General features: G+C 63.1%; 26 protein-coding genes. 8 read left to right on the forward strand and 18 right to left on the reverse strand.

Annotated elements, in window-relative coordinates:
• Positions 1–142 precede the first annotated feature (142 nt).
• Genes Q8N40_RS22585 through Q8N40_RS22595 form a run of 3 tightly spaced genes read left to right on the forward strand, consistent with a single transcriptional unit; the run spans position 143 to position 1,796 of the window.
• Positions 143–841: a ribonuclease activity regulator RraA gene (locus Q8N40_RS22585; protein ID WP_304740306.1), complete on the forward strand. Its 699-nt coding sequence runs from the start codon at positions 143–145 to the stop codon at positions 839–841.
• 41 nt (positions 842–882) lie between these two features.
• The gene (locus tag Q8N40_RS22590) at positions 883–1,290 is read left to right on the forward strand and encodes a cupin domain-containing protein (protein WP_305318008.1); all 408 of its coding nucleotides are present in this window, start codon (positions 883–885) and stop codon (positions 1,288–1,290) included.
• A complete protein-coding gene (locus tag Q8N40_RS22595; RefSeq protein WP_305713383.1) occupies positions 1,287–1,796 on the forward strand; it encodes a GNAT family N-acetyltransferase in 510 nt (169 codons plus the stop codon). Before Q8N40_RS22590 ends, Q8N40_RS22595 begins: the two co-directional genes overlap by 4 nt.
• 95 nt (positions 1,797–1,891) lie before the next feature.
• Here the strand turns inward: Q8N40_RS22595 and Q8N40_RS22600 are convergent, their stop codons facing one another.
• The 10 genes from Q8N40_RS22600 to Q8N40_RS22645 form a co-directional block, all read right to left on the reverse strand.
• Positions 1,892–2,251 (reverse strand): hypothetical protein, encoded by a 360-nt coding sequence (locus Q8N40_RS22600; protein WP_305318006.1) that lies wholly within the window; start codon positions 2,249–2,251, stop codon positions 1,892–1,894.
• 157 nt (positions 2,252–2,408) lie between these two features.
• On the reverse strand, positions 2,409–3,242 hold the full coding sequence (locus Q8N40_RS22605; protein ID WP_305713384.1) for a DUF2147 domain-containing protein: 834 nt from the start codon (positions 3,240–3,242) through the stop codon (positions 2,409–2,411).
• 177 nt (positions 3,243–3,419) lie between these two features.
• Positions 3,420–3,851, reverse strand: coding sequence for a hypothetical protein (locus Q8N40_RS22610; RefSeq protein ID WP_305713385.1), 432 nt, complete (start codon positions 3,849–3,851; stop codon positions 3,420–3,422).
• A 104-nt stretch (positions 3,852–3,955) separates the two neighbouring features.
• Positions 3,956–5,380: an amidase gene (locus Q8N40_RS22615; RefSeq protein ID WP_305318003.1), complete on the reverse strand. Its 1,425-nt coding sequence runs from the start codon at positions 5,378–5,380 to the stop codon at positions 3,956–3,958.
• Positions 5,381–5,437: 57 nt separating this feature from the next.
• Positions 5,438–6,427: a hydroxyacid dehydrogenase gene (locus tag Q8N40_RS22620; protein WP_305318002.1), complete on the reverse strand. Its 990-nt coding sequence runs from the start codon at positions 6,425–6,427 to the stop codon at positions 5,438–5,440.
• Positions 6,428–6,461: 34 nt separating this feature from the next.
• On the reverse strand, positions 6,462–7,562 hold the full coding sequence (locus Q8N40_RS22625) for an ABC transporter ATP-binding protein (protein WP_305713386.1): 1,101 nt from the start codon (positions 7,560–7,562) through the stop codon (positions 6,462–6,464).
• 5 nt (positions 7,563–7,567) lie between these two features.
• Positions 7,568–8,482 carry a carbohydrate ABC transporter permease gene (locus tag Q8N40_RS22630; RefSeq protein ID WP_305713387.1) on the reverse strand — a complete coding sequence of 305 codons (915 nt, stop codon included), beginning with the start codon at positions 8,480–8,482 and terminating at the stop codon, positions 7,568–7,570.
• Entirely contained in the window at positions 8,482–9,420 is a 939-nt protein-coding gene (locus tag Q8N40_RS22635) for a carbohydrate ABC transporter permease (RefSeq protein ID WP_305322617.1), read from the reverse strand. The genes Q8N40_RS22630 and Q8N40_RS22635 overlap by 1 nt, the downstream gene beginning before the upstream one ends.
• A gap of 135 nt (positions 9,421–9,555) precedes the next feature.
• The gene (locus Q8N40_RS22640; RefSeq protein WP_305322618.1) at positions 9,556–10,896 is read right to left on the reverse strand and encodes an ABC transporter substrate-binding protein; all 1,341 of its coding nucleotides are present in this window, start codon (positions 10,894–10,896) and stop codon (positions 9,556–9,558) included.
• A gap of 47 nt (positions 10,897–10,943) precedes the next feature.
• A complete protein-coding gene (locus tag Q8N40_RS22645) occupies positions 10,944–11,189 on the reverse strand; it encodes a hypothetical protein (RefSeq protein ID WP_305713388.1) in 246 nt (81 codons plus the stop codon).
• Between the two features lie 132 nt (positions 11,190–11,321).
• Here Q8N40_RS22645 and Q8N40_RS22650 point away from each other — a divergent pair, with 132 nt between their 5' ends.
• Complete coding sequence (locus Q8N40_RS22650; protein ID WP_305713389.1) at positions 11,322–12,032, forward strand: Spy/CpxP family protein refolding chaperone; 711 nt, start codon at positions 11,322–11,324, stop codon at positions 12,030–12,032.
• A 270-nt stretch (positions 12,033–12,302) separates the two neighbouring features.
• On the opposite strand, the gene Q8N40_RS22655 is transcribed toward Q8N40_RS22650, so the two are convergent.
• Positions 12,303–12,704: a VOC family protein gene (locus Q8N40_RS22655; protein ID WP_305322621.1), complete on the reverse strand. Its 402-nt coding sequence runs from the start codon at positions 12,702–12,704 to the stop codon at positions 12,303–12,305.
• A 263-nt stretch (positions 12,705–12,967) separates the two neighbouring features.
• Between Q8N40_RS22655 and Q8N40_RS22660 the strand changes: the two genes are divergently transcribed.
• Positions 12,968–13,222, forward strand: coding sequence for a PilZ domain-containing protein (locus tag Q8N40_RS22660; RefSeq protein WP_305322622.1), 255 nt, complete (start codon positions 12,968–12,970; stop codon positions 13,220–13,222).
• A gap of 51 nt (positions 13,223–13,273) precedes the next feature.
• On the opposite strand, the gene Q8N40_RS22665 is transcribed toward Q8N40_RS22660, so the two are convergent.
• From Q8N40_RS22665 to Q8N40_RS22675, 3 genes are all read right to left on the reverse strand, one after another.
• On the reverse strand, positions 13,274–14,242 hold the full coding sequence (locus tag Q8N40_RS22665) for a tripartite tricarboxylate transporter substrate binding protein (protein ID WP_305322623.1): 969 nt from the start codon (positions 14,240–14,242) through the stop codon (positions 13,274–13,276).
• A gap of 94 nt (positions 14,243–14,336) precedes the next feature.
• Positions 14,337–14,996: a DsbA family protein gene (locus Q8N40_RS22670; protein ID WP_305322624.1), complete on the reverse strand. Its 660-nt coding sequence runs from the start codon at positions 14,994–14,996 to the stop codon at positions 14,337–14,339.
• Positions 14,997–15,015: 19 nt separating this feature from the next.
• Positions 15,016–15,219 carry a hypothetical protein gene (locus Q8N40_RS22675; RefSeq protein ID WP_305322625.1) on the reverse strand — a complete coding sequence of 68 codons (204 nt, stop codon included), beginning with the start codon at positions 15,217–15,219 and terminating at the stop codon, positions 15,016–15,018.
• Between the two features lie 628 nt (positions 15,220–15,847).
• Between Q8N40_RS22675 and Q8N40_RS22680 the strand changes: the two genes are divergently transcribed.
• Positions 15,848–16,006, forward strand: coding sequence for a hypothetical protein (locus Q8N40_RS22680; RefSeq protein ID WP_305322627.1), 159 nt, complete (start codon positions 15,848–15,850; stop codon positions 16,004–16,006).
• Positions 16,007–16,472: 466 nt separating this feature from the next.
• Here the strand turns inward: Q8N40_RS22680 and Q8N40_RS22685 are convergent, their stop codons facing one another.
• Complete coding sequence (locus tag Q8N40_RS22685; RefSeq protein ID WP_305713390.1) at positions 16,473–16,958, reverse strand: Mov34/MPN/PAD-1 family protein; 486 nt, start codon at positions 16,956–16,958, stop codon at positions 16,473–16,475.
• Positions 16,959–17,201: 243 nt separating this feature from the next.
• On the opposite strand from Q8N40_RS22685, the gene Q8N40_RS22690 reads away from it, so the two are divergent.
• Entirely contained in the window at positions 17,202–17,486 is a 285-nt protein-coding gene (locus Q8N40_RS22690; RefSeq protein WP_305322629.1) for a YARHG domain-containing protein, read from the forward strand.
• Between the two features lie 57 nt (positions 17,487–17,543).
• The gene (locus Q8N40_RS22695) at positions 17,544–18,029 is read left to right on the forward strand and encodes a hypothetical protein (RefSeq protein ID WP_305713391.1); all 486 of its coding nucleotides are present in this window, start codon (positions 17,544–17,546) and stop codon (positions 18,027–18,029) included.
• Between the two features lie 18 nt (positions 18,030–18,047).
• Here Q8N40_RS22695 and Q8N40_RS22700 read toward each other — a convergent pair whose 3' ends face one another.
• The 3 genes from Q8N40_RS22700 to Q8N40_RS22710 all read right to left on the reverse strand — a co-directional run.
• Complete coding sequence (locus tag Q8N40_RS22700; protein ID WP_305713392.1) at positions 18,048–18,923, reverse strand: hypothetical protein; 876 nt, start codon at positions 18,921–18,923, stop codon at positions 18,048–18,050.
• A 35-nt stretch (positions 18,924–18,958) separates the two neighbouring features.
• Positions 18,959–19,933: a zinc ribbon domain-containing protein gene (locus tag Q8N40_RS22705; protein ID WP_305322633.1), complete on the reverse strand. Its 975-nt coding sequence runs from the start codon at positions 19,931–19,933 to the stop codon at positions 18,959–18,961.
• A 31-nt stretch (positions 19,934–19,964) separates the two neighbouring features.
• A partial coding sequence (locus Q8N40_RS22710; RefSeq protein ID WP_305713393.1) for a hypothetical protein occupies positions 19,965–20,663 on the reverse strand: 699 nt, incomplete at its 5' end.

Raw genomic sequence — 20,663 nt, forward strand, 5'->3', positions numbered from 1 at the left:
TTCAATAAATTAATCCGCATACCCATGATAACAGGTGATGATCGCCGGGCGCGGTGCAGCTTCATCGCCAAGGCCACTTGACGCGATGGCCGTGCCCCGCAAGATGCGCGCCCCATCCATCCCGACCGGAGCCGATTTTGCGATGTCCCTGACCCCTGAAGCGATCGCGACCCTGTCGCGCGTCTCCACCGCCACCATCACCACGGTTCTGCTCAAGAAGGGCCTGCGAAACGTCTGGATGCGGGGCTCACGACCGTTGCGGCCGGGCCAGCCCCGGCTGGTCGGCCCGGCCTTCACGCTGCGTTTCGTCCCGGCCCGCGAGGATCTGGCGACGCCGGAATCCTGGTCGTCGCCGATCTCGACCCGGACCGCGATCGAGGCTATGCCCGAAGGCTGCATCGCCGTGGTCGACGCCATGGGCGTCACCGACGCCGGCATCTTCGGCGATATCCTGTGCGCCCGCATGGCCAAGCGCGGTGTGGCGGCGCTGGTGACCGACGGCGTGGTGCGCGATCTTGAGGGCGTGCTTGGCACCGGCCTGCCAGTGTGGTGCGACGGGTTTGCCGCACCGCCCTCGGTCGCCGGGCTGACGTTCGTGGGCTGGGGCGAGCCGATCGGCTGCGGCGGGGTCGCGATCTTCCCGAATGACATCATCGTCGCCGACCAGGACGGCGCCGTGGTGATCCCGGCGGCATTCCTCGACCTCATTCTGGCCGAAGGCGCCGAGCAGGAGCGCATGGAAGCCTGGATCGTCGATCAGGTGAATGCCGGCGCGGTATTGCCGGGTCTCTATCCCATGAACGCCGAAACCAAGGCGCGCTACGCCGCCTCGAAGAAATGACCAGGGCGCAACGATAAGGCGTCGGTAACAAGGAGGACACCATGGATATCCATCTCGCGGGATCGCGGCCCACACGCCGCGCGCCAAAAGAGTATTTCACCGGCACGGTCTGGCAAGATCCGATCATTGCCACCGAGGCCCCGGCGCGGCTTGCTTCGAACCGCGTTGCCTTCGAGCCCGGCGCGCGCACCAATTGGCATACGCATCCACTGGGACAGACGCTCTATGTCCTCTCGGGGGTCGGCCGGGTCCAGACCAAGGGCGGCCCGATTTATGAGATACGTCCCGGCGATGTGGTATGGATTCCCGCCGGCGAAAAGCATTGGCATGGCGCCTCGTCAACCAATGGCATGACGCACGTCGCGATGCAGGAAGCGCTGGACGGAAGTTTCGTCAACTGGATGGAGCCGGTAACCGACGAGGAATATGCGGCGAAACCTGGCGGATGATTCTGCACATTTGCAAGAGTACAGGCGGTGTATCGGTGATCCGGCTCCGTAATGTGCTGCAGAATGAGCTTTCGAGCTTAAGCGGATTATGCCTCCGCTCGAAGGCCCATTGGGGATACGACGCCGAATTCCTGGCGGCTTGCCGGACTGAATTGACGATTGAGTTCCACGAGCTTCTTACCACCAGCCTTCAGGTGGCGGAACGTGATGCAACGGTAGTTGGCCTCGCTCAAATCAAGGTCATGGGTGCGAACGCAGACCTTCTCAAGCTATTTGTTGAACCTGCCATGCTGGGTGCGGGAATTGGTCGCCTTCTGTTCGAATGGGCAACGGCGAAGGCGCACGAACTCGGCGCAACCAGGATGATGATCGAGGCCGATCCCGGCGCGGTCCCGTTCTACGAACGAATGGGCGCGCTTCATGTGGGGTCCGTTCCGTCCCAATCGATCCCGGACCGGTCGCTGCCGCGTTTGCTGATGAGAATTGGATCAACGGCAAATGCGTAAGGTGGGCAAAGGCGCGCCTTCGCGCCGTGCCGATCTTCGAACGTGGTGAGCCTGCGAAAGGAATGGTGGGCGCGTGCGCCCGCCCTGCAATTTCCTCAAATCCGCTGCGCGGTCCAGGTGCCCGAGCACATGGCGCCTCGCCAGGTGCCCGATCCCGATGTCGCGGTGAGGCGGCCCGAGCCGACGGCCCGCTTCATGCCGCTGCTCAGCGTGACACTGATGGTGCCGGCTTCTGCGACGCGGCCCGAGGCGGTGACGGCGAAATCGTTGGAAGCCACCTGACCATTGTTGATGCCGATCGAGACACTCGTCCCGCTCGGGCACGCCACGTTGCCCGAGGCGATCTGCACGTTCCAGGCCCCGTCAAACGTCGCAGCTGCGGCGGGCGTGGCGATCGCGATGCCCGCGAGCAGCAGGATGCGGCTGGCGATGTGTATCTTGCGAAATGATTCCATGGCGCTTCTCCCCTTGATGACGGGAGCATGGTCGCATATCCGCACGGAGCGGAATGTGATGGGAATCACGCCGACAGAAAACGCATGTTTTGGCGTCATCCACGACGCCGCGAGGCCCACCATTTCGGCCGGCCCGACACCGATGGAGTTGAATGGCCTAGTTCAGCCGGCTCCAGGTCTGGCCGCCGCAGAACATTCCGCCGAACGCGCAGCCCTGCACGCGCAGCCGGTCGGAGCCCTTCAGCGCGATCGTCGAATCATAGGTGCTGCCGCTGTTCGGATCCAGAATCCGGCCGCTCCATTTGGCGTCCTTGCCGGGCTTCATGTTGATCAGGACCTGTTCGCCGTTCTGGTTCGATTTGGCGTCGACGGAGTATCCGCAGAGGTTGGGGCCGCATTGTTCGATCCGAACCTTGCCCTCCTTCTCTTCGGTCAGCCACACGCCGAGCGGTGAGTTGGCCGCGGCGGCGGGGACGGCCGCCTGCGGCTTCGGACCTGGTGCTGGTACGGGCGCCGCCGCTGGAGCCGTCGCAACGACAGGCGCCGGTGCAGGCTGGGCAGCCACAGCGGGGGGCGGATCCTGTTGGGCCTGGGGGGCGGGAGCCCTGGTCGGGAGTTGGGTCGCGGTCGCAGCGGGGGCCACGGCTGTCGTTGCTGGCGCTGCGGCCACAGGTGCTGGTGTAACAGCCGCGGGAACCGCCGAAGGCTCGACTGCCGTGGTGGCGGGCGCCGGGGCCTGCTGGGGCAGTGCGGGGGCGGCAGCCGGCGCCTGCGGATCGCTCTTGGCCTGCTGCGGTGTCTGTTTGCGCGGCCGATCGCTGTCCTGATCGCGTTTGGCTTTCTTTCCGGTGTTGTCGTAGACGCCCGGGATCGAAACCGTTCCGCGATCGGGATCGATGGTAATGGTGCGACCGCCGTAGTCGAATGTGTACTGGGCCTGCGCTGCGGTGCTTGCCAGCAACAACGCGGCGATCGCAAAAAGCGTTTTCATCATGATCTCCTGAGCCGGGAAAATCTCAGTATCCATCGTACGTTGCTACCGTCTCTTGCAACGTGACCTACATCACTTTGACGGTTATGAGTCGTGGGCTAACAGGTTTGGTTCAATGCGGTAGTCTAGTTGACGCCGGAGGACGCGGTCAATTTCCGCCTGAGCTGACGGGGAAAACTACATTTCGCCGCTGTCCTTGCGGACCAGATTCGCCGCCGCGGCGCGTCCGGACATTTCGGTTCTGATCTGTTCGAATCGCTCCCGCGCCGCACTCGCACGATCATCCACCAACCTGATCGCTTCATCCGGCGCCAGCGGCCCGCTGACGATAGGCGCGGAATTCTCGCCGATCGTCTCGTCCACATAATATTCGTCATTGGCGTCGCGGCGAACCGTCCATCTGAAGCGGATCGCGGCCATCGGGCCGGGGCCGATTTTCGAATAGCCCTCGGCCTCGATTGCTTCGGGCGCGACAGGCGCAACGGACTGTTCCTCTACCGCCGATTTCTCCGGTACTGCCGATTTCTCCGGCTCGCGTTGGGTTTCCGGATGATCGAGAATGCTGGCAATGGCCGCAAGCGCATGATCTGTCGGGTCGCTTTGATTCAAGATCTGAAGCCTCCGGGCTTTCCGTGAACAGGCGATCAGGGGAAACTCCGCTGCCAGCGCCGAGTTCCCTTCCTCGCTCTCGAATAAGGCTGAGTTTTGTCAGCTTACGCGCAAACTGGAGGCAATTTGCCCTTCCACGGACGGGTCTGCTCCAGTTGAGCTGCCAGCCGGAACAACGTTGCCTCGTCGCCGAAGCGCGCGGAAAACATCATTCCGAGCGGCAATCCGGCTGCGTTCCATGCCAGCGGCACCGACATCGCGGGTTGGCCGGACATGTTGAACATGGCCGTCGCCGGCATGTAGCGCCGCAGGATCGGGGCGATATGCGACAGATCCTCCGACATCGTATTGAGTTCGCCGATCCGCAGCGGCGGCGAACAAAGCGTCGGGCACAAAAACACATCGCAGCTCTCGAAGAAGGTGGCGAGGGCGCGCGAAATCTGGAACGCGCCGAGCTGCGCGGCGACATAGTCGGTCGCGCTCGCCTTTTGCGCGTTATGCGCGCTCGCCAGCGTCAACACCTCAAAATCCCCTGAAGTCATCGCGCGGCCGAAACGCTGCTCGGCAAGCCGCACGGTCAGCGCGGTGTTGGCGGCGACGATGGTTGACATCACCGCCGCCGGATCGGCGGCGAGCACCGGCGCCCGCTCCTCGACATGGTGGCCGAGGCCTGCGAGCAACGCGGCAATCTCGCGCGTCGCCGCGGCGATTTCCGGATCGATGGCGTCGCCATAGGGCGATTTGTCGGTGAAGGCGATGCGCAAGCGGCCGGGATCGCGGCTGACTTCCTCGAGGAAGGGCCGCTGCGGCTGCGGCGCCACATAGGGGCTCGACGTTTCAGGTCCGTGGATCGCGTCCAGCATCGCCGCGCTGTCGCGCACACTGATGCTGACGACATGGCCGCAGGAAAATCCGCCCCAGCCTTCGCCGCGATCGGGCCCGAGCGGGGTGCGCGCGCGGGTCGGCTTCAATCCGAACACCCCGGAGGCGGAGGCCGGAATGCGGATCGAGCCGCCGCCGTCGCTGGCATGCGCCACCGGCAGGATGCGCGCCGCCACCGCCGCGGCCGCTCCGCCCGATGAGCCGCCTGACGAATGCGCCAGATTCCAGGGATTTCGGGTCGGGCCGAACAAGCGGGATTCGGTGGTCGGCATCAGACCGAATTCCGGACTGGAGGTCTTGCCGAAGATCGCGAGGCCGGCGTCCAGGAAGCGCTGGGCGAGGGTGCCGCTATAAGCGGCGAAATTGTCCTTGTAGATGCTGGCGCCGAACGTGGTCCGCGTGCCCGCCAGATTCTCCAGATCCTTCAGCAGAAACGGCACGCCGGTGAACGGACCGTCGGCAAGCCCCTGGTCGATTTGCCGCTTCGCATCGTCGTAATGCTTGACGACGACGGCGTTGATCTCGGGGTCGACCCTGGCGGTGCGGGCAATCGCTTCGTCCAGCAACTCCGACGCGCTGACCTGCTTTTTCCGGACGAGATCGGCAAGGCCGATCGCGTCATGAATGCCATATTCCTTGAAAGCCATGCTGATATCCGTGGGGAACTGGCGAAGCGTTTCAGGCAGGACGCGGTCGCACCCGGCTCAGCCGAGCACGTCCTGGTTGATGACGTTCTGGCGCAACGGCTGGCCGTCGAGCGCGCTCAGGATATTGCGCGCGGTTTGCTCGCTCATCCGGTCGACCGCTTCCACCGTCACGCCCGCCACGTGCGGCGCCATGATGACATTGGGAAGCGCGAGCAGCTGATGGCCCGACGGCGGCGGCTCCTGCTCGAACACGTCGAGACCCGCGCCGGCAAGCTTGCCGGACGAGAGCACGTCGTACAGCGCAGGCTCGTCGATGATGCCGCCGCGCGCGGTGTTGATCAGATAGGCGGTCGGCTTCATGCGCTGCAGCCGTGCCGCGTTGAACATCCCGACCGTCTCGGGGTTCTTCGGGCAGTGGATGCTGACAAAATCGGCGCGCGGCAGCGCCGCATCGAGATCGGCGACCGGCTCGCAGCCGGCGGCCTTGATTTCGGCGGCGGGTTTGTAGGGGTCGTAGATCAGGACATTCATTTCCATCGCCAGGCAACGCTTGGCGGTGCGCGTGCCGATGCGGCCGAAGCCCACGATCAGCACGGTCTTGCCGTAAAGGTCGTAGGGCAGCATGCCGAGCCGGCTGGCCCATTTGCCGTCCTTGACGATGGAATGCATTTCGACCGCGCGCTTGGCCAGCGTCAGCATCATGAACAGCGCCTGTTCGGCGACCGACGGCGAATTCGCGGTGCCCGCCACCATCAGCGGGACCTTGCGGCGGCTCAGCGCGGGAACGTCGACGGCGTCGAAACCGACGCCGATACGGGTCACCACCTTCATGTCCCCGGATGCCTCGAGCTCCGGTTCGCCGAAGCGGGTGGCGCCGAGCGCGACGCCATGGACCGGCGCATGCTCCCTGAGCTTGGCCTCGAAATCCGCGGCGGAGATCATGTTCGGGAATTCGACGAGGTCGAGGTCGTCCCGTTCCCGCAGCAACACTCTTCCGGCCTGCGAGAACGATTCGGTGATGAAAATCTTCTTCTTGTTGGCCGTCATTCCCGCGCCCCTGGTTCTTTTTGTTGTGCGGCCGTCAAATGACGGCGCCCGTGGCTTCATCTAGCAGGTGCATATTGTTGAGGTCTATCGCCAATCGCATCGGGGCGCCCGCGCGCGCGTCGGCATTGGGACTAACCCGTCCACAGATCTCGCCGCCCTCCATCATGAAATAAATCATCGTCTCCATGCCCATCGGTTCGATCACATCCAGCACCACATCGAAGGGCTCCACGCCGGGCTCCGCATGCGGACTGGCTTCGGTAATATGTTCAGGCCGGATACCGAGCAGCAATTTGTCGGTTCGCGAGATGGTCTTGTAGCGTTCGGCGCGGGCCGGTGGCAGCGGGAAGGCGATGCGATCGGTCAGGCGGATATGCATCTTGCCGCCGACGTCCTCCAGCCTGCAGGCCATGAAATTCATCGCCGGCGAACCGATGAAACCGGCGACGAAGCGGGTGGCCGGATGGTGATAAAGTTCGTTCGGCGTCCCGATCTGTTCGATGAGGCCGTTGTTCATGACCACGACCCTGTCGGCCAGCGTCATCGCCTCGATCTGGTCGTGGGTGACATAGACGGTGGTGGTGCGGACCTTCTGGTGCACCTTCTTGATTTCGATCCGCATCTGCACCCGCAGCTTGGCGTCGAGGTTGGAGAGCGGCTCGTCGAACAGGAACACCTTGGGATTGCGCACGATGGCGCGACCCATGGCAACGCGCTGGCGCTGACCGCCGGACAGTTGCTTGGGCTTGCGGTCCACCAGTTCGACGATATCCAGCATCCGGGCGGCTTCATCGACCCGGCTCTTGATCTCGGCTTTCGGATAACGCTTCAGCCGCAGTCCGAACGACATGTTCTCCGCCACCGTCATGTGCGGATAGAGCGCGTAGTTCTGGAACACCATGGCGATGTCGCGGTCCTTCGGCGGCACGTCGTTGACGACGTCGCCCCCGATCATGATATCGCCGTCGGTGATATCCTCCAGCCCCGCGATCATCCGCAGCGTGGTCGACTTGCCGCACCCCGACGGTCCCACCAGCACGACGAATTCATGATCGGCGATGTCGAGATCGATGCCGCGCACCGCCTCGACATCGTCGTAACGCTTGAAAACCTTTCGCAACGTGACGTCAGCCATTGAGTTCAACCCTTTGTCGCACCGGCGGTCAGGCCGGCAATGTAATAGTCCATCAGGAAGGCATAGATGATCAACGGCGGCGCGGCGCCGAGCAGGGCGCCGGTCATGATCTGGCCCCAGGCGAACACGTCGCCCTTGATCAGGGTGGTGATGATGCCAACCGGCAGCACCAGCTGATCGGTCGATGTGGTGAACACCAGCGGATAGAGGAATTGCGCCCAGGACACCGTGAAGGCGAAGATGGTCGCGGCGATCAGGCCGGGCAGGGCGACCGGAATGAAGATCCGCGTCAGCGTCTGGAACCAGGTGGCGCCGTCGATGATGGCGGCCTCGTCCAGTTCCTTGGGGATGGACGCGAAATAGCCGATCATGATCCAGGTGCAGAACGGCACGGTCAGTGTCGGATAGACGATCAACAGCACGTACCATTTGTTGATCAGCTGGATCCCGGTCAGTTCGCCGAACACCACGAACATCTTGAAAAGGGGCAGGAACAGCAGCGTCTCGGGAATCAAATAGGTAAGAAACACACCGGTTGCGAGCGTGGCCGAGCCCCAGAACCGCATCCGCGCCAGCGCGAAAGCCGCCGGCACGCTGATCAGCATGGTGATAGTGACGACGAAGATCGAGACAAGCGCCGAATTGCGGAAGAAGGTCAGGAACTGGTTTGACGTCAGCAGTTCGACGTAGTTCGACAATGTCGGATGGTAGACCCACCACGGATTGGTTGCCGCCGAGATTTCGGCGCTTGTCTTCAGCGACGTAATCAGCATGTAGAGCGGCGGTATCAGCGCGAAGATCGCGAACAGTGTTAGGAAGAAGTACGACCATCTCAACGCCCAGGTGCGGTCGCGGCTCATGCTGCGCAGTTTGACGGTGCGGGTCGGTGCGGATTTGTCGATTACGGCTGAACTGGTCATCAGGCTTCGTTCCCACGTTTGTTGATATCGCGCAGGATGAAGACCGCCGCGATGGCGAGGATCGGTATCATGAACAGCGAGACGCTGGCGCCCAGCGGGATGTCACCGCCCTCGATACCGATGCGGAATGCCCATGTCGCGAAGATATGGGTGTGGTCGAGCGGGCCGCCGGCCGTCAGGATGCGCACAATATCGAAATTGGCGAAGGTAACGATTAGGGAGAACAGCGTGGTGATCGCGATGATGTTGCGCATCATCGGCAGCGTCACGTACCAGATGCGCTGCCACCAGTTCGCGCCGTCGATGGCGGCGGCTTCATAGAGCTGATCGGGTACCGACTTCAGCGAAGCCAGATACATGATCATGAAGAACGGAGCGCCGACCCAGATATTCACCAGGATGACCGAGAACCGGGCCCAGCCGGTTTCGCCGGTCCATGGAATACGGTCGACGCCGACGCCTGCCAGCAGATAGTTGAAGGCGCTGTAGGACGGGTCAAACAGCCACAGCCATGCCAGCGTGCTCATGGCCGGCGGGATCACCCAGGGTACCAGCAGCATGCCGCGCCACTTGCGCTGGCCCTTGGCCGGAATGTTGTGGACGAAGTGGGCGACGATGAATCCGATCAGCGCCTTGAAGATCACCGCCGTGATCGCAAAAATGCAGGACTGCTGGACTACCAGCCAGAACGTTTCGCGGGTGAACAGGAACTGGAAATTTCCCAATCCGACGAAGCGCTGCATCGACTTGTTCAGCGTCGCCAGATGCAGCGAGTAGAACGCGGGATAGATGACCAGAAGCGAGATCAGCAGGATCAGCGGCAGCGTCATCAGAAAGGCGGCGGTGGATTTCCGCTTCAGCGCGGTTCGCAGAGTGACGCGCTTGCGTGCCTTCTGCGCAGGGGCGGCGCTGTTCCGTTCAACCGCGACATCAACCATGATGCATCTTCCTCGCGAAGCCTGATTTCAGATAAGTGAGATTTTCCGCGTCGGGAAGCCGGCGCGCGCCGGCTCCCGATCGTGTTGACAGGCGGGCGCCGCCGCGGCCCGCGTCGGGCCGTGGCGGCTGCTCCCTCAGCTCCGCATGAAGCCTTCGAGTTCGCTTTGCGCCCAGGACAGCGTCTTATCCATGGCTTCGCCCCGGTAGTAGCGAACGCACATCTTGGTCAGGGTCGCCTGGGTGTAGATCTGCTGGGCAACCTTCGGCGGCGCGCCCGCGGCCGAGATCGACAGCTTCTGGTGGTTGTGCGGATTCGGATAGTGGTAGAGCGTCCCCTTCGGGGGACTTTCCTCCGCCCAGGTCTTCAGCGTTGTGAGTTTCTCGAATGCCGGCAAATCGTAGCCGCCGCTTGCCGCCACGCACTTCTCCACCGCAGCCGGTTGCGACAGATGCGTCAACAGGCTCTTGGCCGCCGGCTTGTTCTTGCCGAAATTCCAGGCGGTCCAGAAATACGGAAGGTAAGGCGCAAAGCGGCCCTTCGGCCCCACCGGGAAGCCGTGGGTCCAGCACTGCTCGGCGATCTGCGGCGCATCGCGCTTGGCGACAGCCCAGGCGCTGGGCGGGTTCATGATCAGCGCGCCCTTGCCCGAGACCAGCCACCTGTTGTTGGAGCCATCGTCCCACGCCGGCGCGTCCGACGGCAGGAATGACATCAGCTTTTTGTAGTATTCGAGGACCTGACGCACATTGTCATTTTTGACGACGACGTCGCCCTTGGCGTTGACGACCTCTGCGCCGAAGGCCAGGAAGAAGGCGCCGACGGTGTCGACGGAATCGCTGGTTTCGCCGAGACCGATGCCGAAGGGAACGCCGCCCTTGTGGCAGGCCTCGGCGGCTTTCAGGAAGTTATCGGTGGTCCAGGCATCCGCCTTCGGCTCCTGGCCGGCGGGGTACATGGCCTGGACGTCGATCCCGGCGTGCTGCTTCATTAGATCGATGCGGGAGCAGGGGCCCTTGATCTGGCTGCCGATGCAGGCCGGCACGGCCAGCCACTTGTCGCCGGCCTTGCCGAGATACTTGACGGTCCCGTTGACGTCGCCGTTCTGCTTGATCAGCGCTTCGACGACGTCATTCATGGGCTCAAGCAGGTCGGCTTGCGCATGTGGCCACCAGGTCGGCATCGCGAGAATGTCGTGGCCGGACTTGGCCTGAGCCTCGGCGGCGATGGTCAGGAGGTTCTTGTTGCCCTGGCTCGGGATGTAATCGATCGTAACCTCGACCTTCTCCTTCGCCGCCCACTCATTGACGAGATCGGTCGAGGCCTTGTTGGCGCCGGGCACCCAATGATCCCAGAAACCGATATTGAGTTTGCCGGCCGCATTGGCCGACCGAACGTACGGGGCTGTTATCAGCGCCGCCGATGACATGGCGGTAGCAGCGACGAATTGTCGGCGAGAAAGTTTCTTCCGTGACATTGGCGTTCTCTCCCTGGTGAGCAAAAACGTGATGCGGTGTGGTCTCGTTATTGTTGCTTTTTCTTCGCCGCCAGGCAGGCCGAGATGGCAATGCGAGACGCCGCAGAGACTTCGTTATTGACGATCAGAGCAGAATTGCCGGCGTCTGTCGAGAAATCTGGTGTCGCTCCCAATATAACCTGCGTTGTGCTCAAATCGGCAGCTGTGGATTGTCGATGATCCGCCGATGATTGCAATGCCTGCGGCAGGCGGCCGACCCGAGCGGCGTGGAACATATATTGCGCCGCACTCATTTGTGCGCGCTGCCGTTACGACCGTCGCGTGGCGGCGTAGACGGGGTTAGTGTGAAAACGATAATGTCCGACTCAACGTGAGCGCTGCCGGATCCCGGGCCAGCCTGCCGAAGTCACCATGGAGACCGACGAATGATCAACCCGACACCTGCAGCGCGTGCGCGGTTGAGACTGCACCTTGTGCTTGTCGCAGTTGTTGCGCTGCTTCTAAGCGCTCCCTCGACGGCCGGAGCGCAAGTGGTCGAGGGCGTTCAAAAAGGCGCCCGCGAAGGCAACAAGGCCGCCGGACCGGTCGGCGGTGTGCTCGGTGGCGCCATCGGCGGCGTGGTCGGCGTCTTTACCGGCGTCCTCGGTGCCGGGCAACAGAAGGCTTCACCGCCGCCGGCGAATGAGAAGCAGGGTGGCTCGGCAAAATCCGAGAAGGGTACCAAGGGAAAGAAGGGGACGAAGCAGAACCCCGTCCTGACCCAGGACGGCGCTCCGCAATTGACCGCTGAACAGATCGTTTCCAACAGCGACGCGAATATCGAACGTATCAAGACCGAATTGAAGCTGACGCCGGAGCAGGAGAAGCATTGGGCCGGCTTCAACAGCGCGATGCATTATCTCGGCAACAACGGCGCCGACCGGCTCAATTTGCGAATTGCGCGCGCCAAGCGCGACCCGCCCGACGACATTATCGAGCAGATGCGCAACGAAGCCCAGTTCCTCAACGATCGTGCGGTCGACCAGCGCAATGTCGCCGATGCCGCCGAGCCGCTGTTCGCGAGTCTCGACGCCAAGCAGAAGGCGAAATTCATCGAGGAAATGGTGCGGCTGAGCCGCGAGCGCGGGTTGGACTAGCGCGGATCGTGACGAGCCTGCCGCGCGCGAATAGCCGGGTACGCGTGCCTCTGGGGTAGGGGTCGAAGGCGCGGCACCCGGCTATCCTGCCGCAGCGGCGCGGCCACTCAACTCGTCACGCAATATGGGGGAAACGCCGACCGATTCACGCCCGAGAGATGGCTTACTCGGGGCGTTGTCGGGAACACGCCGCAAACGCCCGATCGGCCGGCATTTCGCCGGCCGGTGTGTCGGACGAGCAACAAGCGCCAAGGGCAACTTCAGGACGCCCTACGCCTTGGGGAAGTTCAGCTCAACGCCGACGCCGTCGGGATCGTACATGAAGAATTGCGTATCGCCGGTGCGCGGCACGATGCTCTCGCGGAAATTGACGTTCTTCGACTGCAAGCGCTTGCGCACGCCATCCGGATCAGTCGCGGCAAAGGCGATGTGATCGAGCCGGCCGGTGTCGTCGTACTTTTTCTCGGTGCCGCGGACCACGATGCCTTCGCGCGGCTTGCGGGTGCCCATCAGGTGCACCGTGGCGACGCCGCCGGAATAGAGCCAGTAGCCGGGGAAATCGAGCGGCGGCCGGTCGCCATTCTCGAGGCCGAGCACGTCGCAGTAGAATTCCCTCGTGCGCTCCAGGTTGGAGGGTTCGATGGTGTAGTGTTGCAGGACGCCAAGCGGCATGGGTGTCTCCTGGAGAGTTGGACCTGTAGGAGGCCGGAATCGGCTCATCATCCAGCGCCGCAGGGTTCGGAGAAAGCCCTGGGATATGCAAGGCAGATGCGCACGATGCGCTGCAGTAGGCCGCCCGGGGTGCACCCCGGTGCAGCTTGAGCACCATACGGATGCGCAAATGGCGCTTTTCGCACACGCGAAACACGGCAGAGCGTTAATTATTTAAAGGTTTAGCGTTAGCCTTGCGCCGACGCCAGCCAAGGTCGCCGCAGATGGAAGAAAAACGTAAGCACCCACGCACCGAAGTCGATGAGCCGGCTTACATTTCGTCCGGCGGCTCGGTCATGAGCTGCACGGTCCGCAATATCTCGCCCGAGGGTGCGGCCATCGATATCGAGAACCCAGCCTTCATACCCCCACGCTTTCGTCTGGTGATGGCCAGCGACTCCTCGGTCCGGGAGTGTCAGGTGGCCTGGATCCAGCGTAATCGGGTCGGCCTCACCTTCGTCGAGACCACGCCGGCATAGCGGTCTGAACCGGGCAGGGCGCCCTTGGGCCGGCCTTCCATTCGCGGCCGGCTATTCGATCCTCAGCTTCGCATCACGAACTACCTTGCCCCACTTTTCGATCTCCAGCCTGATGCGCGCCGCGAACTCGTCGGGTGTATTGGCTACCCCCTTGAAGCCGAGTACGGCGAGGCGCTCGGTAACTTCGGGCCGCGCTACGCTTTTGGCGATCTCGCGGGAAAGCAGCTCGACGATCTCTTTCGGCGTTCCCGCCGGCGCCACGATGCCGGTCAGCGTATCGGCTTCCTGATCCTTCACGCCCTGTTCGGCGAAAGTCGCCACGTCGGGTATTCCGCCCGCCCGTGCGGTCGCCGCCACGCCGAGCGCGCGCACTTGCCCGGCCTGGATGGCCGAAAGGGACGACGGCAACGCCGTAAAGGCGATCGGGGTGTGGCCGCCGACGGTGGCCTGTACGGCCGGCGCCGCGCCGCTGAAGGGGACGTGGACCAGGTCGAGCTTGAACGCGAGACGGAACAGTTCGCCGCCAAGATGGGGCGTCGAGCCGAGGCCGGGGCCGGCAAAGCTGTACTTGCCGGGATTGTCCCGGATCAGCTGCACCAGTTCAGGCAGCGTTTTGGCCGGAACCGACGGGTTAACGACCACGACGTTTGGCGAAACCGCGACCAGCGAAACGGCAGCGAAATCCTTCACCGGATCATACGGCACCTTGGCATAGAGGCTGGGGTTCACCACGAAGCCGGTTGAGATCGCCATGATGGTGTAGCCGTCGGGGGGGACCCGCGCGACCTGACCGGCCGCGGTGTTGCCGCCCGCGCCGCCGATATTCTCGATAAAGAACTGCTGGCCGAGACTTTCGGAAAGCCGCTGCGCCACGAGTCGCGCGATGACGTCGGTAGGACCGCCCGGCGGAAACCCGACCACCACGCGCACCGGCCGGTTCGGATAGCCCTGCGCCAGCGAGGGCACGATGCCGGACAGCAACAACGCGGCTGCGAGAATTCCGCGCAAAACAGACGCCATGACGCCCCCCTTTGTTCTCGTTGGCGCCATCATCGGCGAGGGCGCCGTACAGAACAAGGGCAAAGCGACACAACAGCAAAGCTATCTGCCGTCGCTATTCCTTCAGCAGCGGCTTGATGGCTTGTTCCAGCTCCTCGAACGACATCGCGCCCTTGAGCCGTTCGCCATTGACGAAAAACGTCGGGGTCGAATCCACCCTGATGACCTCATGGGCAAACCGCTGGTCGGCGGCGAGCTTGTCGAGCAGGGTCTGATCCCTGCCGCAGCTCTCGACGGCCTGTTCGCTCATCCCGGCCTGCTTGCCGATCACCCTCAATGTCACGTTGGTCTGCGCCATCAGCATCTGTTGTTGCTGAAACAGGAGCTGGACGGTGCCGAAAAACTTCTCGGCATCGCCATTGGCGACACAGCGCGCCAGCATCGATGCCGCCGCGGCCTTGATATCGAGCGGGAATTCCCGAAACACGAAACGCACCTTGCCGGTGTCGATGTATTTCGTCCGCAACATCGGAAACACGTTCTCGCCGAACGCCGCGCAATGCGGGCAACTCATTGACGAATATTCGGTGATGGTCACTGGCGCGTCGGCGGGACCGAGCGCCATGTCCGGCAGCGACACCGGCTGCGCCACCAGCGCCGCGGTGGCGAGCTGCGCCATCGCGCCACCGGTCGGATGGAACGCGATCAATCCGAGCAGAGTGGCAAACCCGGCCCTTGTCAGCGCATAGGTAAAGGCCCGGCGCAGTGCGACCAACCGACGGCTCCCGTTCAATTCAGGTCCTTGACGTACCGAGAATACTGGCAACGGTCTTCGCCGTGATCGCTAACCGCTCGGAGGTGCTGAGGGCCTTCAGGCGTTCCCTGGCGCGCTCTTCGATCAACAGATCGATAAACGCCAGCCGGCTGGGCTCGTCGACCGCGTCAGCCAGCAGGCTCCGATAGCGGTGGTAGTCAAATCCCCCGTCTTGCTTACTCATCTCACGCCCCCGCGTACTTTACCGAGTGAAGTGTTTATCAGCCCGCGGAGCTGCGCAATAGCCTGTTGCGGGCATGCCTCCCGTGCATCGCATCGCGGCCGCTGCGGCGGTAACATGGGAGGGCGACGAGGGCGCTATTTGGGTTGATCGGCCTTCGGCCTGGCGGCTTCCTGGGCTCGCGCGGCCATCCATGCGTCGTATTCGGGCGTACCGCGCCGCGGCGGAACTCCGGCAGGCATGCCGCCCATCCACTGCGGCAGGTCCGCCATCCGTTCGCCCGCGGTTTTTCCGGCGCAGGACGGCAGCAGCAAGCCCGTAAGGCCAAGCAAAACGCAGGTGAGAAGCGGCGAGAATCGGTTCATCCGCGCGACTTGCCACGACAATGTGGCGGACTCGACCCACAATCAAGGCTGAGATGGGACGACTGAGGTTCCATGAACCATGCGCAGCCCGTCAGCGCATCTGTTGAAGATCAGGACCGTTTCACGCCGCAGATTTTCAGAGCGGAGTAATTGTTAACCGCCTGCGTCTACCGTTTGCGTAATCGCGGGTCTCGTAACTCATCCCGCGAGAGCTAACGAAACCCGCCGTCCTCAACCGGCGGGTTTCTTCGTGAGAAAGTTTGCCGATGTCGTTATCCTCAGCCAAAAACTATGCGCTTCGCGCCGCACGCTCGCAGGACGAGAAGGAGGCGATTGAACTGCTATCGAAGGCCATCCTTGAACTGGCGTCGTCGATCGAGGCCACCGACGCGAAAATGAAGCAGATCAACAAAGCCAAGGGTTGACGGACGATCACCGCGCCGGAGCTTTCATCGTTTCCTGGCAGGGCGATGGCGCCCGGCGCTGGTCGGGTCACCGGCGATCTTCGTTTTCGAGAATTCGCATTTCGGGCATTTGAAAACGTGCTTCTCGGCACCGTTGGCCTGAGATTCGCTGCTGGCTAGCTTCATTCGCGTTCGGCACATCGCGCAGCGAGGGGGTTTTATGGCCTCAAGGGGCAGCGCAGTTGGGGTGTCAGACGGCGGCATGGCTTCCCAGGTGAAAAAAGACGCCCGTGCTGGCGGAATGGGTGGCCTGTCAACCTAGTTGAAATAGCTCATTGTTTTACGATGAGATGCACGGAAGCTACGGTTCGATCTACGACTGCGTTGATCTGCCTGACTATAGAGGGGCGCTGCGGCAGAAGGAATAGAAGAAGGCCCGTCAGGCCTTCGCCAATGTTTGAGGTTTCGAAGCAAGTGATGCGTCTGACTAGGCATCAATCCGTTTTGGCTGGCTGCAGTTCGCGGGAAGTGCCGTCGCCGCGAAAGAGAGACACATGAAGGCCTTCGGGCCCTGGTTGCTGGCCAACGACGACAGAACAAGGGCTAACATGGCATGGGCCGACTTGCGTACGGTGTCGTCGAGGCTGACGATGTCAGGCCAAGAGGGACGCGGGGTCGTTTCAGGATGAGTGTGCCAATCTCCGACGAAATGCAGACCGCGATCGAAGCGGTCGTCGATCTCGCGCTGCTCGGCGCGCCTGTCCGGGATGTACGACCTTCGGGTTCGCCGATCCGTCCGTCTCGGGCCGGTCGCCTCTACGACTTTGATCCTCGCCCCGTGAAAACGACCAAACGACTGGCCGCCGGCCTCGCCCTGCCAGAAGCGCAGTTGCCTGTTCTTCGCGAAGGTTTCGACGAACGGATCCGTGAACACCAGCATCTGTCCGGAGCGACCAACGGGATACGCGATCATTCGGCCGCCTCGGCAGCGATCATGGCCGCGGCGTGCCTGCGCCGTGCTGCTTTGTATGATGCCGAGATCCGCTCGTTAACCTCCGGAGCAAGTGTGGCCTGAACTGGAGGCGAGTATGGTCTTTACCTGTGGTGAGGGACCCAAGACGGTAGCGGCTGGCTGCCCCTTGATTCACCGCAAGGTATATCCCGCGCGCTGCGGATATAGGAGTGTATCACAATTGTATAAAGAGGGACGACCGCCATGAAGATTCGAGCCTATCGATACCTGATTGGCGTATTGGTTGTGGCGGCAAGCAGCATCGGCGCGATCGCGGCGGCCAGCGCCCAGAGCTGCCAGGATCTATGGGTCGAGCGCAATTCCTACTACAAGCAAGCCGGTTATTGCTTCAAGACATCCAGGGCGATCTCCTATTTCGGTAACGGGGGTTGCATCTATGACATCGAGGCAAGCGTGCCGCTGCCGCGCAATATCCGCGCCCGTATTGCCGAGATCACCCGGATCGAGCGGCGCAGCGGCTGCAATTAAGAATGTCCGCCCGCGCTGCCGGGCTCCTGTGGCGGTCGCAAGTTCGTGGTTGATCTGATGATCAGAGTTCTTCTTATCGTCCTCGCTTGCGGCTTCGGCGGCAACGCCGTCGCCGCGCCGGGCTGGATCAGGCCGCAACTTCCGGCGGCGTTCGGTTTTCTCGTCATGCAGTGCGACCAGCGCGATTTCTGTTTCGCGATCGCCTGTCCCGACGGGAAGCTGCAGCTCGTCAACATTTCGCCCGGCGGCGGTCCCATGGGCAATCCGGACTTTGGCGCGAGCGGCCGCGCCGCGAAACTGACCGTGGGGCAGGAATCATTCTCGCTGGCATTCAGCTGGGACGACAGCATCCTGGAACAGGTCGGCAATGCCGGAAGCCGCAGCGAATTGCCGGTCGCGGCGCTGACGGCGCTGGCCCGGTACAACGGCAGGATCGAGGGAACCAATACCGGGCCGGTCAAGGCCACGATCCGCAGCGGCGGGCTCAAGCAGCATTGGCCCGTGATCGCCAGAACATGCGGACTTCCTGAACTGCCGCGCTGACCAGAGGTGCTCGCCGCTTTACTGTTCGAAATGCGTCGGATTACCGACGACGCCGCTTTCACAGAACCGCTGGAATGATCCCCATCGCGAGCCGAGGTCGGAAAGATTGATGGCGTAACTTCGGCCCGCCAGCGTCAAGTCCAGATCGCCGGCCGCCTTGATCGACGCCAGCAGAGGCGCACCGATTTCGGCATAATGAATATCCGCATCCCAGTCGAGGCTGCGCGAAAGAGGCGACTTCGTCTTGTAGAGGTTGCGGAACGTCAGTTGGGTCGGTGCCGGAGCACCCGTCATATTCGTTCCGCGGGCGAAGATCATGGCCGGTTCGCTATCGCGCAATTTGACCGACGGCTGAACCAGCAACACGTAATAGTTCGATTTCATGCACACGAACTCAAACAGACCGATCCCGGCCTCGACCAGGCTCTCCCGCTGCTTCGGCAACAGCGCGGGCAGATCCTTGTATTCCTTGCTGGGCTTGTGGATCTGCCAGCCGCCGGTCGCGACCTTGACGGACTCTGCGGCAGGGGCGGCAGCCGAACCAGAGCCAGCGGGTTTCGTCGTCTTGCAGGGGCCTGAGTCGGCGGGCGGCTTTTTGATGATGAAAGCGTCGCCCGGCAGCAGGTCGCCGCTGATCGTCACCTGATGGCCCTCGAAAGGCCCGAGATCTACCGCTTGGCCGTCGGCATTCCGCGGGAGGATTTCATAGCCATCGGACGAGACGAAGATTCCGTTGGCGACGCAGCCGACGATCGTTTTCGGCACCGGCTTTGAAGCAACCGCCGGGCCGATACCTGCCAGCGCTGTTGCTGCCGCGAGGACGGCGCAAACACGGATCATGGCTGTGAAGCGAGGGGTTGACATGGTGTTTCTCTCCTGGAGGATCATCGTCATCGAGCGCCCGGTGAATCTGGATCGCGCAAGGCTTCTCATGTCAGTTCGGTTCCGCACTGGCCGCAGAAGCGGGCGTCAGGAGTTGCGGGATGACCGCATTGCTTGCAGAAGTGCGGCGCTGAGGCCGTCTTTGCCTGTGGCGGCGCGGCGGGCTCCTTCAGTGCCAGCGCAATGGCGTCGTGCACCAGCGTTCTCGCATCGGCTGCGCTGACGGAACTGAGGCGCACGGCGGTCGGCGCTCCGGCCGGGCCGCGCGGATCGATGACCCAGACGGCGGCGAAGCTGCGCAAGAATACCAGCGTCGTGGAATCCAATCCACCGGTCCGACGGCGATCGATCGACAGCACCGCAGCGGCGAGCGGCAATTCGAGATGTGCGAAGGCGGTGACGAAGGCCGGCTGCGGCGACCACAATCCCGTCTTCGCCCGCACGATCAACCCGCCCCGCGCCAGCACGTCGAGCCCAGCCAGCAGCCGCGCCTCCGTGACATCGCCGGGGCCGAAAACCTGCGTCAGCATGCCCGACAGCCAGCGCGGATCGGGCAGCGTCGCGCCGTCCAGCGCGCGCAGGTAGATGCTGTCCTCGTTGATCGCGACTTGACGCACCGGCGTGCGCGCGAGCAGGCTTTCCAGTTCCGTTTGCCGGTGCGCATCGGCCATCGCCGCCAGCGCCCACAAGGCGGCGATGTCGAGTTCGCTGCGATGGTCGACCGGCGCGAGCGGCTGATCGAGGCCTAGGGTTTCGACAACCAGGGCTTCCGCCACCGCGCCATCCACCGGGAATGAAACCGCGGCGCCGCCCTCGGGGTCCGGCGTCACCGCCGCCATCTGCTTTCCCGCGCCCGCGACGGCATAGCAGTCGAGTCGTCGCCTGCCGTCGCGGGTTACCGTGGTCACGGCGATGCGCGCGGAGGGATCGGCGAGTCCGGTGCGCACCGCTGCCGGCAATTGTGCGGCGTTTGCCGCGCGATCAAGTTGAACCACATCCGGCGCAATCGTTCGAGTAGTCATGACATTGCTCCTGTGCGCGATTGCGCGCGCTTTATGATGCCCATTTCAGCCCCTCGAACTGGCTTGAGAGTTTGTGGCTGAAGTCGCCGAGGTCGGTGAAGCCGAGCCGCTCCAGTCTGCCTTCCAGCGTGTGCAGCGCCGCGGCGTCGGGACGGGTAGGCAGGTTCGAGCCCTTCACCAGGTCCATCGCCTGCCGCAGATTGCCGGGCAGCTCACCGGCCGGAATGTTCTGCGCGCCATAGGCCGTGCGCACGCTGTCCAGCGTGTCGATACCCTTCTGCGCCTGCGCGATCGCCTCGAATGGATCGCCGCGCCGCAGGTTGCCGGTCACCTTCTCGTGGAACTGCTGCGCCATCCCCTGCGGGTCGGCGAGTTTTATTGGCTGCGACGGTGGCGCTACCTTGCCCGAGGCGATGTCCTTGAGTTCGGCGATGCGGGTGGTGCCGGTGCCTCCCACTTCGCCACCGGGAAGGTTGCCGCGCTGGCCGGTCCTGAGGTCCGCGATCTGGTCGGAGTAGTCGCGGCCCGCCTCGCGGAAGGCGCGGTCGGTCGGGGTGTGGCCATGCTGCTCCGCCCACCACGCCTTCTGCTGCGCCGGGTCCATGCCTCCAGGGCATTTTGTCTTGTCGAAAAAGGTCAGTTCGGCGAAGGCGTCGTTGGAATGCTGCTCCCATTTCGTCTTCGGCACCTCGACCCACTTGCCGTCAGCGTTCTGGGTCAATACCCGGAA

This window comes from Bradyrhizobium sp. (assembly GCF_030693485.1).
In the GTDB taxonomy this organism is placed as follows: Bacteria; Pseudomonadota; Alphaproteobacteria; order Rhizobiales; family Xanthobacteraceae; genus Bradyrhizobium.

What these genes read in the sequence shown, in the direction of transcription:
- Q8N40_RS22645 (WP_305713388.1), bottom strand. Translation starts at nt 11,189, where the DNA reads ATGAGTGCGGCGCAATATATGTTCCACGCCGCTCGGGTCGGCCGCCTG.
- Q8N40_RS22605 (WP_305713384.1), bottom strand. Translation starts at nt 3,242, where the DNA reads ATGAAAACGCTTTTTGCGATCGCCGCGTTGTTGCTGGCAAGCACCGCA.
- Q8N40_RS22690 (WP_305322629.1), top strand. Translation starts at nt 17,202, where the DNA reads ATGAAGATTCGAGCCTATCGATACCTGATTGGCGTATTGGTTGTGGCG.
- Q8N40_RS22595 (WP_305713383.1), top strand. Translation starts at nt 1,287, where the DNA reads ATGATTCTGCACATTTGCAAGAGTACAGGCGGTGTATCGGTGATCCGG.
- Q8N40_RS22695 (WP_305713391.1), top strand. Translation starts at nt 17,544, where the DNA reads ATGATCAGAGTTCTTCTTATCGTCCTCGCTTGCGGCTTCGGCGGCAAC.
- Q8N40_RS22675 (WP_305322625.1), bottom strand. Translation starts at nt 15,219, where the DNA reads ATGAGTAAGCAAGACGGGGGATTTGACTACCACCGCTATCGGAGCCTG.
- Q8N40_RS22640 (WP_305322618.1), bottom strand. Translation starts at nt 10,896, where the DNA reads ATGTCACGGAAGAAACTTTCTCGCCGACAATTCGTCGCTGCTACCGCC.
- Q8N40_RS22615 (WP_305318003.1), bottom strand. Translation starts at nt 5,380, where the DNA reads ATGGCTTTCAAGGAATATGGCATTCATGACGCGATCGGCCTTGCCGAT.
- Q8N40_RS22680 (WP_305322627.1), top strand. Translation starts at nt 15,848, where the DNA reads ATGTCGTTATCCTCAGCCAAAAACTATGCGCTTCGCGCCGCACGCTCG.
- Q8N40_RS22655 (WP_305322621.1), bottom strand. Translation starts at nt 12,704, where the DNA reads ATGCCGCTTGGCGTCCTGCAACACTACACCATCGAACCCTCCAACCTG.
- Q8N40_RS22630 (WP_305713387.1), bottom strand. Translation starts at nt 8,482, where the DNA reads ATGACCAGTTCAGCCGTAATCGACAAATCCGCACCGACCCGCACCGTC.
- Q8N40_RS22705 (WP_305322633.1), bottom strand. Translation starts at nt 19,933, where the DNA reads ATGACTACTCGAACGATTGCGCCGGATGTGGTTCAACTTGATCGCGCG.
- Q8N40_RS22585 (WP_304740306.1), top strand. Translation starts at nt 143, where the DNA reads ATGTCCCTGACCCCTGAAGCGATCGCGACCCTGTCGCGCGTCTCCACC.
- Q8N40_RS22660 (WP_305322622.1), top strand. Translation starts at nt 12,968, where the DNA reads ATGGAAGAAAAACGTAAGCACCCACGCACCGAAGTCGATGAGCCGGCT.
- Q8N40_RS22650 (WP_305713389.1), top strand. Translation starts at nt 11,322, where the DNA reads ATGATCAACCCGACACCTGCAGCGCGTGCGCGGTTGAGACTGCACCTT.
- Q8N40_RS22590 (WP_305318008.1), top strand. Translation starts at nt 883, where the DNA reads ATGGATATCCATCTCGCGGGATCGCGGCCCACACGCCGCGCGCCAAAA.
- Q8N40_RS22700 (WP_305713392.1), bottom strand. Translation starts at nt 18,923, where the DNA reads ATGACGATGATCCTCCAGGAGAGAAACACCATGTCAACCCCTCGCTTC.
- Q8N40_RS22625 (WP_305713386.1), bottom strand. Translation starts at nt 7,562, where the DNA reads ATGGCTGACGTCACGTTGCGAAAGGTTTTCAAGCGTTACGACGATGTC.
- Q8N40_RS22600 (WP_305318006.1), bottom strand. Translation starts at nt 2,251, where the DNA reads ATGGAATCATTTCGCAAGATACACATCGCCAGCCGCATCCTGCTGCTC.
- Q8N40_RS22685 (WP_305713390.1), bottom strand. Translation starts at nt 16,958, where the DNA reads ATGATCGCGTATCCCGTTGGTCGCTCCGGACAGATGCTGGTGTTCACG.
- Q8N40_RS22620 (WP_305318002.1), bottom strand. Translation starts at nt 6,427, where the DNA reads ATGACGGCCAACAAGAAGAAGATTTTCATCACCGAATCGTTCTCGCAG.
- Q8N40_RS22635 (WP_305322617.1), bottom strand. Translation starts at nt 9,420, where the DNA reads ATGGTTGATGTCGCGGTTGAACGGAACAGCGCCGCCCCTGCGCAGAAG.
- Q8N40_RS22665 (WP_305322623.1), bottom strand. Translation starts at nt 14,242, where the DNA reads ATGGCGTCTGTTTTGCGCGGAATTCTCGCAGCCGCGTTGTTGCTGTCC.